The organism is Hymenobacter sp. BT491 (assembly GCF_014349165.1).
GTDB lineage: Bacteria > Bacteroidota > Bacteroidia > Cytophagales > Hymenobacteraceae > Hymenobacter > Hymenobacter jejuensis.
On sequence record NZ_JACSJJ010000001.1, the window covers coordinates 627,288 to 640,340 of the forward strand.

Here is a 13,053-nt window from a genome sequence, read left to right on the forward strand (position 1 = left end):
CATGGCAGGAGAACGGTACGCCCGCCTCGAAATCGGCTGCATCACGCCCGCGGTAGGCGACGAAATTTCAATTTGGTTATCCGGTAGCTACCAGCGGTTTGTGGCCTCTGGGCAGCTTTTCCCCGCTGATCCGGAAGAGTTCTACATTCAGACGCGCTACGATCTGCCAGGCATCCGGTACGCCAACGCCGTGTACCTGATGAACGCCATCCAAGAGCGGCTGGAGGTTCTGGGCAAGTCGATGGACTACACCCTGACGGCCGATTACCTGAGTGGCTCCGACATTGGCCGCGTCACGATCACGGCCGCGCGCTACGATACGGCGCTGGAATTTCAGCCGGTAACAAGCTCAGCCCTAAACGTGCGCTATTCAGAGCTGGCCCGGCTGACTCAGATTCGGCCCGTGATCGTCACGCCGCTGGTTACGCTGGCCCGCTGCTTCGGCAGTGCCACCGCCAGCATTTCGCTGCTGGCCACCAACGGCACCACCGGCGACTACACCTACCAGTGGGCCGATGGCGTCACTACAAAAGACCGCCTAAATCTGCCAGCCCGCACCTACACCGTGACGGTGACGGACGCCAGCGGAGCCAGCACCACGGTAGACATTCCAGTGGGCCAGAACAGCCAAATCGTGCTGGAAGTCCACAAGGCCGGTGACGACATCACGTTGGTGCCGCGTGGGGGCGTGGCGCCCTATACCTTTTTGTGGAGCGACGGCGCGACGACAGCCGAGCGCAAGCAACTGCCCCCGGGCGAGTACTCCTGCAAAGTCTATGACAGCCTGGGCTGTGGGGCCGAACTGACCACGGCCATCGCACCCAGCCGCTTTTATTTCTCGCACGACCCGATTGTGCTGGCCCTGGATGCAGGCGACGATTACCGCAACGACCCTACCACAAAGCCAGAATTGAGCTTTGTGGTGGAAGTATTCGTCGAGCGCGAGTACCTGAGCGGCGAGTTCGCGCTGGCTGGCCAGGCGCAAGAGCAGCCCGCCGATCGGGACGGTCGCACCGTGTTTGAAGTGCAGGAATTGCTGGAGCCTTTCGTGGAGCCCACGTTGCCCTCGCTCGATAGCCAGTACCGCGACGAGGTGCAGCCAGCGACTAACAACTTCAAGCGCTTTTACCTGCGTTACCGCGAGCGCACTACTTCGGGGCTGGCCGACAGCACCGTAACCACGGAGATGAGCTACCTGGTGTACGGCGGTTTGAGCTTCGAGGAAGCCAGCCGGGGTACCTGGTTCAACGGCTATTTCGAGCGCGTAAAGCCCTTTTTGACCTGGGAGCCCGGCCACAAATCCGTGCTGCGCAACCAGCCGGAATACCTGTATTTCATGGTGAACAGCTACACCACGACGGCCATCAAGCGCTGGGTGAAAGTGTACTTCCAGGACGGCACGAATACGAGCTTTGCCCAAGATGGCTGGCCCACGGTGCAGCGCTACGAAGTGTACATTGTGCCGTTTGGGTTTGATGCGTTGCAACTCGGCAACCTGGAAACCAGTGCCAAGCACGTGGTCCGCTGGGAGGCCTGGGTTTCCGATCAGAACGACGGGCCAGTGAGCGAGGTGCGCACCTACAAGCTTGACCGGCGCTACCACCACACGCCGCGCTTTTTCTGGTACGTGAACAGCCTGGGGGGCGTGAACACGCTGGCCACCTTCGGGCGGGCGGAGCTGCAGGTTGCTACCAAAACAACCAGCTCGGCCCGCCCTCGCATTGCCGGCTACGATGCGGCCGAGGGCGATGTGGAAATTGATCGCAAAACCGGCTTGCCGACGCTCAAAGTCAGCACTAGCGCCCGTTCCAAAGCGCAAACACTGGCCGATCAGGACTTTATGCTTTCGCCCCGGGTGGTGCTCTTCGATACCGATCGCCTGCAGGCCGGGACCGTGAAAGACAAAACCTATTCGCCGCTCGAGGAGGACGAAACGCGCCTGGTGTTAAGCTTCGATTTCGAGCTGCCCCGCCAGCGCCACTATTCGCCCCGGTTGACGGTGCCCACCTCCAGCATTCTCATTGCCCCACAACCATGATCGGCTTTCGTGTACAGGAAGAGTGGCTGGACTACAACGCCACGCTGGGGCTGGAAATACGCAGCCCGTTGTTTGAAACGGATGCGGTCCCGGGCGTCACGTCGTACCCCACGCCGTTTCATGATACGCCCCTCAACCGCCGGCTGCTGCGGTTCCCGGCCCTGCGTGCTCGGCAGGTAGGGCCGGTGGCACCGGTGGAAGCCGATTGCTATTTGGGGGGCAGCCTCTGGCGGCGCGGCCTGCTGCGCTATAAAGACTACGACAGCGCCAAAGGGGAATACCAGTACCAGTTCGAAGCCGATGCCGATGCGCTGGCCACGCGCATCGAAGGCGTGACGCTGCCCCAGGTAGCGCTGCCTACCGTGCCGGTGCAAATGGTGCCGGAAACGGCTGATTACGTGCTGTTTCCGGTGCGCAATACAGCTTTTTATGATAAGGAAAAGGCCAAGGACTACCTGAACGTAGTCAATTACTGGAGCGGTACCGAGTTCCCGCTGAACACGCAGGAGCTTTTTTACACGTTCACGCCTTTCCCGAAAGTGGTTCCGCTGCTGCGCTACCTGTTTGCGGCGTTTGGCTACGCCGTGCAAGGCAGCTGGGTGGAAGATCCCGAAATCCAGCAGTTGGTGCTCTACTCAACCCGCTCCCTGGATGCCGCCACCGGGCTGGGTAACGTGGCTGAATTCGCGCTGGCCTCCTTGTTGCCGGACGTGCGCGTGGCCGATTTGTTGATTGTGCTGCAGCAAACCTTCTGCCTGGGCTACCTCTTCAATCCGGTGCGCAAAGTGGTGGAAATCCGGCCGCTGAAGGAGGTGATCCGGGATTTTACCTACCAAGATCGGCAAGCCCGGGCTGGTTGGCGCGACGTAGCCCCCGATACGGATGGCTTTACGCTGGGCTATACCGCCGACAGCGGCGACGAATTGCTCAAAAACTTCACCTGGCCGGAAGTACGCCTCGGCAACGGTATGGAAGTGATTCGGCCCCAAGCCGACACGCTGCGCATGGTGCGCGAAGTGCAGAGTGGGCGCGAGTGGCTGGTACCCATGGCCGAGCAGCAGGGCTATTCGCCCCGGGCTGATCTGGGCATGGAAAACAACACGCTGGGCCAGCTGCGCTTTCTGTTTTACCGGGGGCTGCAGCCGGATGCCAGCGGCACGTTATATCCGTTTGGCACGTCCGGTACCGAGAACTGTCAGGGCCAGCCGGTGGGCACCTATTCGCTGCAATGGGATGGCCCCAACGGGCTGTACGAAACCTGGCACAAGGACTGGTTGGCGTTCCGCACCAACGCCCGCCAGGAAGAGCGGGAAGTACCGCTCACGTTGGCCGAATTTCTGGCCCTTGACCCGGCGCGTAAGGACCGGGTAGAAGAGCTTCACTTCCTCTGGGAACGCATTTCGGTGCAATTGGGGGGTGACGTTACGGTGGGCACAGCCCGCTTCACTTATCACCAGACTGCGCACTGATGGCCACGCAGAAAATGACCGTCGAAAGATGGTTGGAAATCACGCTTTCCAACTTGCGGGAGCAGGTGATCAAGCAAAAGGTGCGGGACACCGACGAACTGCTGGATAGCATCAAGGGGCAGTTGGTGGCCGCGGCCGATGGCGACGTGGAGCGGCTGAGCATCGCCTATGCCCTCTACGGCAAATTTGCCGACATGGGAGTAGGGCGGGGCATGGGCGCCGGCGTGCGCAAAAGCAACAGCGCCTACACCAAAATTCGGGATGCCAAAGGCCAGCTCTACCGCTATTCCCGCAAAAAACGCCAGTGGTACAGCAAGGAAATGGGCCGGCAAACCATGCGCCTGAGCACGCTGCTCAGCGAATTCTACGGCGATACAATGATTGCCATGGCACAGGATGCCGTGCCAGGTACAGTGGAAATTAACTTATAAGTAAAGTCCGATGGCTACCGATAAGGATAAACGGGAAGTTGAGATAATCATTAAAGGGCAGCAGGCCACGTCTTCCATCAAGGAGATGGGCGCTGCTGCGGCCGTCATGAAGGCCCAGCTCGATAAGATGAGCCAGGACGACCCACGGCGCGAGAAGCTGCAGCGGGATTATGCCGAAATGACGGTGCGCTTGCGCGAAGCGAACGTAGCGGCCCGCACCCTGGTGAAAACTACCGAGGAACTGGCGGCTGAGCAGGCCGAGTCCAACGCAGAAGCGCTGCGCATTGTGGTGAACGGCAAGAAAGTGTCGGCTACCTACAACGAAATGGACGCGGCGGCCAAGCAGCTGGAGAAGGACATCAAGGATTTGACGCCGGGCACCCAAGAGTTCATCACCAAGTCGAAGGACTTGCAGCAGGTGAAGGGCCGGTTGGAAGAAGTCACGAACGAGATGGGCAACGCCACCCAGAAAACCAGCGCGCTCAAGCAGGCGATGGCCGTGGTAGGGGTGGCCTTGACGGCGGAAGCGGCGGTGGAAGGAATCAAGGCTATCGGGTCCGAGATTTACAACACTACTGCCAAGTTCGAAACGTACGCGGCGGTGCTAAAAACCGCCCTGGGGAGCGAATCGGCGGCCCAATTGGCGCTGCACGACATCCAGACCATGGCAGCCCAAACGCCGTTTTCGGTCGACGAATTAACTGCCTCCTTCATCAAATTTGTAAACCGCGGCCTGAACCCCAGCATGGCCGACATGAGCAAGCTGGCCGATTTGGCAGCTTCCCAGGGCAAAAGCTTTGAGCAGCTCACGGAAGCTGTGCTCGATGCCGGCACTGGCGAATTCGAACGCTTAAAAGAATTTGGCGTCCAGGCCTCCAAGTCCGGTGACCAGGTAACGCTCTCGTTTAAGGGCACCCAGCAAGTGGTGGCCAACACGCCCGAAGCCATCAACGCGGCCCTGCTGTCGTTTGGCGAACTCAACGGCGTCATGGGCAGCACGGCCGCCATCAGCGAAACGCTGGCCGGCCAGCAAAGCAACCTGGGTGATACGGCCGATCAGGTGGCCATTACTTATGGCCAAGTATTACGGCCGGCCTTCGTAGCCGTTTTCAGCACCATTGGGTTCTTACTGGGCGTGCTGAAGGCGTTGCCTGGTTTCCTGTCGGAAAACCGGGGTGTGATCATTGCCCTGGCGGGAGCCGTGCTCACGTTCAATGCGTCGATGGTGCAGAGCAATGCTTTGCTGCTCTACAATGCAGCCGTTGCCAAGGGAAAGGTCGTTTGGGATACGGCCGTAACCGTTTCCACTAAAGCATGGGAAATGGCCCAGCGCGGGCTGAACTTGGCGCTGGCGGCTAACCCGATTGGCGCCGTGATCGCAGTGGCCACGCTGCTGATCGGCGTATTTGTGGCCCTCTACGACAAAAGCGAGAAGGTACGCGCCGTCGTAGCGGGTTTGGGCAGCGGGTTTATGGCGTTGGTAACCACCCTGAAAAACGGGGTTGTGCAACAGCTTACCGGACTAGGCGACCTGTTGGTGGGCATTTTTACCCTCAATCCGGAAAAGATCAAGCAGGGACTGGCCAGCATTGGCGGCTCGATCAAAACAATCTACGTCGATGCCGGCCGTAACGCAGCCGCGGCCTTTAACCAAGGCTACGATGCGCGTATGGCCAGCGAAGCAGCGGCGCGCGCGGGGCGGCCAGCAGATGCCAAAGCCGAGGCAGAAGCCGCCCGCAAAAAAGCAGAAGCCGCGGCCAAAGCCCGGGCGGAAGCCGAGGCAAAAGCCCATCTGGAAGGGCTGAAAACGGAGGAAGCCAATTTGAAAGTGCGTTTGGCGCAAGTAGAAGACGGCTCGCGGCAAGAAATGAAGCTGAAACAGCAGCTGATCAGCGTACAGGCCAAAATCGAAGTGGAGGATGGCAAGAAAACCGAAAACGACAAGCGCGTCATTCGGGCCGAGGCACTTGATAAAATGCAGGATTTAGAGCGCGAATTCAATAAAAAGCAGGCGAAAGAGCGCGAAGAGAACCACAAAAAGCTCGAAAAAGCAGCGGAAGAAGCCTCTAAGAAAGAGCTGGCCCTGCAGCATTCCATTGAAGATTTGCAGGTGGCCTCGATTAAGGACAAGCATGAGCGGGAAATACAGGAAATCAACCTGCAGACCAACCGCAAAATGGCCGCTCTGCAAGGCGACGACGAGCAGATCATGGCCCAGTGGGAATTGCTGGAGCAGCAACGCCAGGAGAAAATCGCAGCCGTGCGACTCAAGCAAAAAGAGGAGGCTGACAAGCTGAAGGAAGAGGAGCTGCAAAAGCAGGTCGAGCAGGAGCAGGCCGATGAGGAAGCGCAAGCGGCCCAGATCGAACTGGCCTTTGCCAACGGGCTGATGGCTGAGCAGCAGTATCAGGATGCCTTGTTCAACCTGAAACAAGTGGCGTTGGCCAATCAGTTGGCCCTCGTCAAGCAGATGAAAGGCGAGGAAAGCGCTGAATACAAGCGCATTAGCAACCAGATTCTGGCCAATGAGGCGGCCCGCATCAAAAAAGAGAAGGAGCAGAAGCAGGAACTGCGCACGTTCGACATGAACACGCAAAAGCTTGGGGCTCAGTTGTTAGCCGAAGGCCTGGCGTTGGTGGAAGACAACTTAAATAAGAAGTCAGCCGCCTACCAGGTGTTCAAGGCGGTGCGTAAAGCCGCGGAATTGGCTGAAATCGGCATTGGCCTGCAGGCCGAATTGCAGGCCAACTCGCTCAATGCCGCCCGTAACCCACTGAATGCGGTACCCGGTGGCGCGGCACTGGTGGCCACCCAGCTGGCCATTCAAAACGGCATGTCCATCGTGCGGGCCGTCGCCGCCGGCATCAAGGTGGCGGCGTTCAAGGAAGGTGGCAACACCGGACAGGCCAAGAATATCATTGACGGCCGGCAGATGCTGAGCCTGCTCAGCGGAGCCAGCGGCGGAAGCCAGGCGCCCAGTGGCAGTTTCGTGGGTGGCGGGCCAGTGGGCAAAGCCACCATCGGCCTGATCGGCGAAGCGGGTCCCGAGTTGGTGATTCCCAACTGGATGTATGCTGATCCGAAGCAAGCCGACTTGATGGGTTTCTTGGAAGCGCAGATTGCCAGCAAGGGCAATGCGTTCGCCGCCGGTGGCGCTACCGTTGCCGGCTACTCGGCAGCCAACGGCGCGTCGAGCGCGGACAACTCCATACCAGACCTGCTCAGCCAAATGGTTCGGGTACTGGGCAACTTGGATAGTAGGCTGGAAGGAGTGGAGGACTGGCAGCGCAATCTGGAAGTGCACAACGATTTGTTTACGGTGAAGCGTGGCTTAGAAGTCATTGACCAAACCCAGAAGAGCGGCGGCATCAGATAGCTTTAAGCCCAGCCGATTGAAGTTGGTTGGTAATCTCATTCTGTACTCGACCCAATGGCCTCGAAAATCACATTTTCCAGGCCATTGGGTCGAGTCATTTCGGACGTTACCTTTAGCAAAGTTTAAAATTCACGTTTATGAAACTAGCGATTGCTTGCCCTGTATGCACACTAGAACGAATGACCAAAAATCCTTCTGCCGGGTATTCTCCTAATCACATTAAAGTCCCTTTGCAAGACGATAATGTCTATGCACTCACTTGCTCGCAGGGCCACGAAAGCTTGATCATTTTGCGGAATCCCAAATGCGAATGGCTATTTGAGTCGGGTATCCTCGCTCTAAAAGATGGTTACTACAGAGAAGCTGTAACCAGTTTTGCAGCTTCACTTGAGAGGTTCTATGAATACTTAATTACCGCTCTAACTATAACAGAAAGGAAAGCTGATCCAGAAGGGTTTCAACGGGTATGGAAATCAATGGTAAATCAATCTGAACGTCAGATAGGAGCTGTTAACTTTCTGTTTTTTAAATGCTTAGGCAAGCCCATGTCCTCATTGGACAAAGCGTTTTTAGATACGCACGGTCTTAGTCTGGGTAAGCGGGAGCCAGTGAACTTTAGGAATGTTGTGGTGCATCAAGGGTTTATTCCTGACCGACAAGCTGCAATACACTATGGTGAAGCTATCTATAAATACATAAGGCAGGTGCTCACTGGTATAAGCTCCATCACTTTGTGGAAGCAAAATCTGTTGGAGGCTACAAACCTTGCATTAGAGAAGTCTCGCGATGCCTTTGGGAAGGTGGCGACATCGGTTCAAACAGAGTCATTCTTTCTTGATACAACGTCCTGTATATTATCAACGGACTCAGGCCCAAGTTTTGGTGGGGTGCTCTTTGCCCCTGAAAGGTCGTTGATAGAATATATGGGAGAATAAGGCCAACAATCCTTGTGGGTATGCCCTTAGGAAGGGCGAAGACAAGGAGAGCCTGTTTGGCGAGTAGCTTTTAAATCCGGATCGGCTAGGCTGGTACTTAACGGCGGGGCCAAAAAGGTGTACCTATCCGGCCCCTTCTGAACCTGGTTCGGAAGGGGCCTACTTATTTCCGAATGGTGGGGCCAAAAAGTAGGGCCACGTAAAAAGGAAGTCGTAACTTTCTGGACCAACCTTTTTGACCTGCTTTATGAATTTTGGCTACGCCCGCGTATCAGCGAAAGATCAGAACCTCGATACTCAGCTTAGGGAGTTGACGGCCGCCGGTGCCGACCGCATTTTCCAGGAGAAGATATCAGGTGCCAGCACCAGCCGCCCCGAATTGGATAAGATGCTGGCCATGCTACGGTCCGGCGACTCGGTAACAGTAAACCGGCTTTCGCGCCTCGGCAGAAATACCGCGCACATCATTCAGCTGATTGCCGACTTCAGCCGCCAAGGCATTCGCTTCGTGGCCTTGGACTTAGGCATCGATACCGACACGCCCGCTGGCCGCATGGTGCTGACTGTGTTTGCCGCGTTGGCGGAATTTGAGCGGGAGAGCAACGGTGAACGGCGGCAAGCAGGCATTGAGCTAGCGAAGGCACAGGGCAAGCACATGGGGCGCAAGCCGGGCGTTGACGAGGAAAAGCTGAAGAAGGTAAAGACCTCGTTAGCCGCTGGCCTCTCCGTGCATCAGATTGTCGAAGTGACTGGGATTAGTGAAAGTACGGTGAAGCGCTACAAACGACAATTAACATCTTCAACAGAAACCTTATAAAACGTAATCTTTTTTTACTAATCCGCTTTTATGAGTGCGTCCTCAGATGAATTTGAACAACAGATATCCGAAATACACCGGATTCTAGCTGATAGTAACAGCGAAATAACGTGGAACGATAGGATGATTGATCCTGATAATGTTAAACAGCAACGACAAATAGATATATCTATCAAAAACGGTAATTATGTCACGCATGTAGAGTGCAGGATACACAAGAGCAAACAGGACGTGAAATGGATAGAAGAGCTGTACGGCAGAAAGATGAGTCTTGGTATACAAAATATCATTGGCGTGTCCTCTTCTGGGTTTACGGAAGGAGCGATTAAAAAAGCAAAGCGGTTTGGTATCGAACTCAGAGATACACTTAACCTTGAGGAAGAAGATTTAAACTCGTGGGGTAAAGCAATCTCTCTCACTAGAGAGTACATCACATTCAAAAGCTTTAACATTGCTTTGTTTCCTTCAGAAGAAGCCGCTCATGCTGTTTCGGATGAGGATATACAAGAGCTTGTACGTGACGGGACCTTTTTTACGGATGCAGTTAACCTCTTAAAAAAAAGCGCAGAAGAGATAAGGCAGTATTTACAATCTTCAGGTAATAAATCTGTCAATCACACATTTTATATAAGTCCTAAAAATCCAGTTTTCATTAAAGGCTTTGAGCTAAATCGGGTTATGTGCCAGGTGGTACAAGCTGAATTAGTTAAAGAAGAGATTTATTTAGATAAGCCCATGTATTTTAGAAATTCTGATATTTCTTCATCGTCCACAATGGCATATATTCAGAAGGTGATAAAATTAGGCGGGTATTATGTCGCTTCTCCCGATGTAAATAGGCTAGTAGTATCGCCGCATAAATGGCAAATGCCACAAAACAGTGTGTTTCTTGATATGAATTTTAAATGGTTCGGCAGGTCGTTGCAACTTGCTTATGACAATTTTACTGAAGATGGAAAGAACGGAGTGATGATTAATTTAAAAGCTGGATATCTAGACAGGCCCTAGCTTTTTTCTGTCCTTCGATTCATCTTAATAAGAGATGAGGTTTGGGTCCTTCAACGATCAAACGATCCCAAACCTCACTTCTTTTATTATGAAGCGCACTTTACTTACTAGCCTTGCCGCCGCTACGCTGCTGTTGTCTGGAGCAGCTGGATCAGATCGATCCGAATCTTCGACTGCTCCTATGCAGGAAGGCCAAACGGCACAGGTTAAGTCTTCGTCGACGAAAGCACCGGAAAAGCAGTCGACACCGACGACTACACAACGGGTCGAATTTCGGCAAGCTCCAAGTTTCGGTTATGCCCCGGTGCGGTATTCAGGTAATAGTGGCCCACGCCGCGTGAAGCATGGCAAAAGCCGGTGGATCTGGATGGGCTAACGACTTATAAAACCTTTCCCATAAAAAAGCCCTGCTATTCTATATAGCAGGGCTTTTTTATTTAGGCTACCACCGCCATGGGTGGTTCATTTAATTCATCGAGCATCCGGATGGCCTCGCGTTTCATGTCGTCGTCAACGTGCACGTACTTCATGGTGGTCTCGATCTTTTCGTGGTCCATCAGCTTCTGCAGCACTTCGACCTTGCCTCCCCGTCGGATGAATTCGGTGGCAAATGTCTCGCGGCCTACGTGGTGGTGCAGGTCCGTTTCGATTTCCAATTCCTGGGCAATGGCCTTCAGCGTGCGGTTGGAGTATTGGTCCGTGTAGGCGAAAAAACCGCTCAATCCTTCTTCCCGCCGTGAGTCCTCCAAGTAGCTCAGCGCCTCCTTGGTCAAGGGCAGCATCATGTCCTGGAGCTTGTCGTCGTAGGTTTTCTGAATCTGAAACGTGAGCTCCTGGCCATTGAGCTTGGCCGCGTGCAGGTTCTTCAAATCGCCTAACCGCAGGCTGGAGCAGCAACTAAACAAAAACCGTTGGAGGATGCGCCGGCGGGCCGTGCCGATCGACAGCTGCGTGTAGTACACCTTCAGCTTCATCAGCTCGGCTGATTTCAGTGGCTTCCAGGTGCCTTGCTCGGCTTTGTTGTCGAAATCCACATAAGGGTCTTCGAAGCGAATGCGCTCCTTTTTGGCCAGGGCCAGGTACGTTTTCACATCCTTGTGCCGCGTCCAGCGCGTGTTGATAGCCTTCACGTGCTTGAGCAGGTAGGCGTGGAAGTCGTCGATGAGTTTGGGGCTGATGCTGTAGAAGGGAATGCTCGCGCGGAATTTCTTGAGGCAGTTGAGCGTGCTGGTGTGGTTCTTCCGCGTGTTGTCGCTGATGCCTTCGCGGTGGCCCTTGCCCTTGCGGTAGCGCTCCGAAATCTTGGCTTCCATGTAGGCCACAAAGTCTTTTTTGCTGGCCTCGGTGTAGTAGTCCAACAAAAACGCGTCGCTGGTGATGGGCTGTTCGGTCAGGCGGAAGTTCACAAACACGTCGTTGGCCTTGCTGCGGGCCTTGCCGATGATCAGGTTGCAGTCCTGGGCTTTCGCCTCCAGCTGCTCGGCGGTGCCGCCTGCCCACGCGATGGCGGTGCTCAGCACGTGCTCATAAGTCGGCTTGCGGTCCTTTTTGGGCTGCGAAGTCAGGCACAGCCCTTTTTCTTCATCAAATAATTCGGGCCACCAGGCAATGCCCAGCCCCAGCGGGTGGGGCTTGCGGCGAATCACGACCAGGAGCAGAACCTGACAGGTGCCGTCCTGGCGGGCGGGGCGGCGAAGCTTGATGTTGGCAGAGTAATTCATCGGAAAATTTCTTTGCTAAGCAGTTGCTAAGCGCCCATATGCCAAAAGCCGAAAAAGCGGCCCCTCCAATTGCTTGGAAAGGCCGCTTTTTCGGCTTAGAGCGCATGTTGCGCTTACTGAGTACCCAGAGCCGGGGTCGAACCGGCACACCTTGCGGTATTGGTGTTTGAGACCAACGCGTCTACCGATTCCGCCATCTGGGCTCATTTCGTTCCCACAACTCAGGAACGGGTGGCAAACTTAGCGAGAGTTTCCCGAATGCGCAAGAGATACCGACGTTTCAAATAGTAAGTCCGGACCTGTTGCAGGGCTTGCGGGCGCACATCCTGGGGCAAACCTTCGTAGCCCGCCAGCACGGGTTCGATGCCGGCATCGAGTGTCTCGGAGAGGTCATCTACCTCATTTTCAACGCGTGCGACGGTTTCTGGGTCGGGCTCAAACTCCAGTTCCATCAGCTGTTCGTTGAGGTCCATTACTTCCATCAAAAAATCATTGGGAAGCTCTTGTTTTCCTTCTTCCAGTAGGCCGTGCGTGCTCAGAATATAGGCCATGCGCTGGTCGGGGTCGGAGAGGGTCCGGAAGGCGTTGGTATTGAGGGTCGCCAGATTCAGGATTTCCTGCTGGTGCTCGGGGGCGGCTGTAGCGTGAAAATCGGGGTGGTACTCGCGGCTGAGTGCGTAATACTGCCGCTTGAGCGTAGCCTCGTCGGGACGAAAAGTCTCGGGTAAATTGTAAAACTCGAAGTAATTGGTAATCATGTAGTTGTAGAATTCAGGTGAAGGCGAGCGCCCGCTAATCGGCATTGCAAGCGACTTGAGCACTCTGGCACGTATACGCAGCGCGTCCGATTAAGCGCCGGTTTCAGCCACGCGGGCTACCGAAAAAGCCTGCGCTGGGGCCGCAAACAACGCTTTGGTCGCGGGCCAGACCTGCCCAAACAACGCCGAACGGCGGTAAGCGTCGAGGTCAGCTACGGAGTCCCAATGGCTGTAAGTGCAGTAGATGTGCGGCGCGTCGGCATCCTGCCACAACTCCAAGTAGCGGCAGCCGGGCATCTGGCGAATTTTATTTTCCGAAGACCGAAATAGCGTCAGGAAATCGCCGGTTTTTTCTGGCGCGAAAGTCATGCGCACAACCCTTATTATCATTACTATAGCGGTTTGAAAAGCAGTAGTTCTTGGCTTCCGGGATTACTGCCAGGATGTCCGAAATTACTTAACATAATATAAAAACAATTATAAATATCTGATAATCACAT

At 55.1% G+C, this 13,053-nt stretch carries 10 protein-coding genes and 1 tRNA gene; 7 read left to right on the forward strand and 4 right to left on the reverse strand.

Annotated features, from left to right (window positions below):
- Position 1: 1 nt before the first annotated feature.
- The 7 genes from H9I52_RS02715 (at position 2) to H9I52_RS02745 (ending at position 10,074) form a co-directional block, all read left to right on the forward strand.
- Positions 2-2,038, forward strand: a complete 2,037-nt coding sequence (locus H9I52_RS02715; RefSeq protein ID WP_187452550.1) for a SprB repeat-containing protein — start codon at positions 2-4, stop codon at positions 2,036-2,038.
- Positions 2,035-3,507: a hypothetical protein gene (locus tag H9I52_RS02720; protein ID WP_187452551.1), complete on the forward strand. Its 1,473-nt coding sequence runs from the start codon at positions 2,035-2,037 to the stop codon at positions 3,505-3,507. The genes H9I52_RS02715 and H9I52_RS02720 overlap by 4 nt, the downstream gene beginning before the upstream one ends.
- On the forward strand, positions 3,507-3,938 hold the full coding sequence (locus H9I52_RS02725) for a hypothetical protein (protein WP_187452552.1): 432 nt from the start codon (positions 3,507-3,509) through the stop codon (positions 3,936-3,938). Before H9I52_RS02720 ends, H9I52_RS02725 begins: the two co-directional genes overlap by 1 nt.
- A 10-nt stretch (positions 3,939-3,948) precedes the next feature.
- Entirely contained in the window at positions 3,949-7,314 is a 3,366-nt protein-coding gene (locus tag H9I52_RS02730) for a hypothetical protein (RefSeq protein WP_187452553.1), read from the forward strand.
- A gap of 137 nt (positions 7,315-7,451) precedes the next feature.
- Complete coding sequence (locus H9I52_RS02735; RefSeq protein ID WP_222940392.1) at positions 7,452-8,249, forward strand: hypothetical protein; 798 nt, start codon at positions 7,452-7,454, stop codon at positions 8,247-8,249.
- A 247-nt stretch (positions 8,250-8,496) separates the two neighbouring features.
- Complete coding sequence (locus H9I52_RS02740) at positions 8,497-9,066, forward strand: recombinase family protein (RefSeq protein ID WP_187452555.1); 570 nt, start codon at positions 8,497-8,499, stop codon at positions 9,064-9,066.
- Between the two features lie 30 nt (positions 9,067-9,096).
- On the forward strand, positions 9,097-10,074 hold the full coding sequence (locus H9I52_RS02745; RefSeq protein ID WP_187452556.1) for a restriction endonuclease: 978 nt from the start codon (positions 9,097-9,099) through the stop codon (positions 10,072-10,074).
- Between the two features lie 437 nt (positions 10,075-10,511).
- Here the strand turns inward: H9I52_RS02745 and H9I52_RS02750 are convergent, their stop codons facing one another.
- From H9I52_RS02750 to H9I52_RS02765, 4 genes are all read right to left on the reverse strand, one after another.
- Positions 10,512-11,795, reverse strand: coding sequence for a tyrosine-type recombinase/integrase (locus H9I52_RS02750; RefSeq protein WP_187452557.1), 1,284 nt, complete (start codon positions 11,793-11,795; stop codon positions 10,512-10,514).
- 121 nt (positions 11,796-11,916) lie between these two features.
- Positions 11,917-11,998: transfer RNA gene (locus H9I52_RS02755), tRNA-Leu, on the reverse strand.
- Between the two features lie 18 nt (positions 11,999-12,016).
- Positions 12,017-12,553: a Fe-S protein assembly co-chaperone HscB gene (gene hscB / locus H9I52_RS02760; protein ID WP_187452558.1), complete on the reverse strand. Its 537-nt coding sequence runs from the start codon at positions 12,551-12,553 to the stop codon at positions 12,017-12,019.
- Positions 12,554-12,643: 90 nt separating this feature from the next.
- On the reverse strand, positions 12,644-12,943 hold the full coding sequence (locus H9I52_RS02765) for a putative quinol monooxygenase (RefSeq protein WP_187452559.1): 300 nt from the start codon (positions 12,941-12,943) through the stop codon (positions 12,644-12,646).
- Between the last annotated feature and the right edge of the window lie 110 nt (positions 12,944-13,053).

Excerpts from the sequence above, each read along its gene's own strand:
- H9I52_RS02735 (WP_222940392.1), top strand. The coding sequence starts at position 7,452 with ATGAAACTAGCGATTGCTTGCCCTGTATGCACACTAGAACGAATGACC.
- H9I52_RS02720 (WP_187452551.1), top strand. The coding sequence starts at position 2,035 with ATGATCGGCTTTCGTGTACAGGAAGAGTGGCTGGACTACAACGCCACG.
- H9I52_RS02730 (WP_187452553.1), top strand. The coding sequence starts at position 3,949 with ATGGCTACCGATAAGGATAAACGGGAAGTTGAGATAATCATTAAAGGG.
- H9I52_RS02715 (WP_187452550.1), top strand. The coding sequence starts at position 2 with ATGGCAGGAGAACGGTACGCCCGCCTCGAAATCGGCTGCATCACGCCC.
- H9I52_RS02740 (WP_187452555.1), top strand. The coding sequence starts at position 8,497 with ATGAATTTTGGCTACGCCCGCGTATCAGCGAAAGATCAGAACCTCGAT.
- hscB (WP_187452558.1), bottom strand. The coding sequence starts at position 12,553 with ATGATTACCAATTACTTCGAGTTTTACAATTTACCCGAGACTTTTCGT.
- H9I52_RS02750 (WP_187452557.1), bottom strand. The coding sequence starts at position 11,795 with ATGAATTACTCTGCCAACATCAAGCTTCGCCGCCCCGCCCGCCAGGAC.
- H9I52_RS02745 (WP_187452556.1), top strand. The coding sequence starts at position 9,097 with ATGAGTGCGTCCTCAGATGAATTTGAACAACAGATATCCGAAATACAC.
- H9I52_RS02765 (WP_187452559.1), bottom strand. The coding sequence starts at position 12,943 with ATGATAATAAGGGTTGTGCGCATGACTTTCGCGCCAGAAAAAACCGGC.
- H9I52_RS02725 (WP_187452552.1), top strand. The coding sequence starts at position 3,507 with ATGGCCACGCAGAAAATGACCGTCGAAAGATGGTTGGAAATCACGCTT.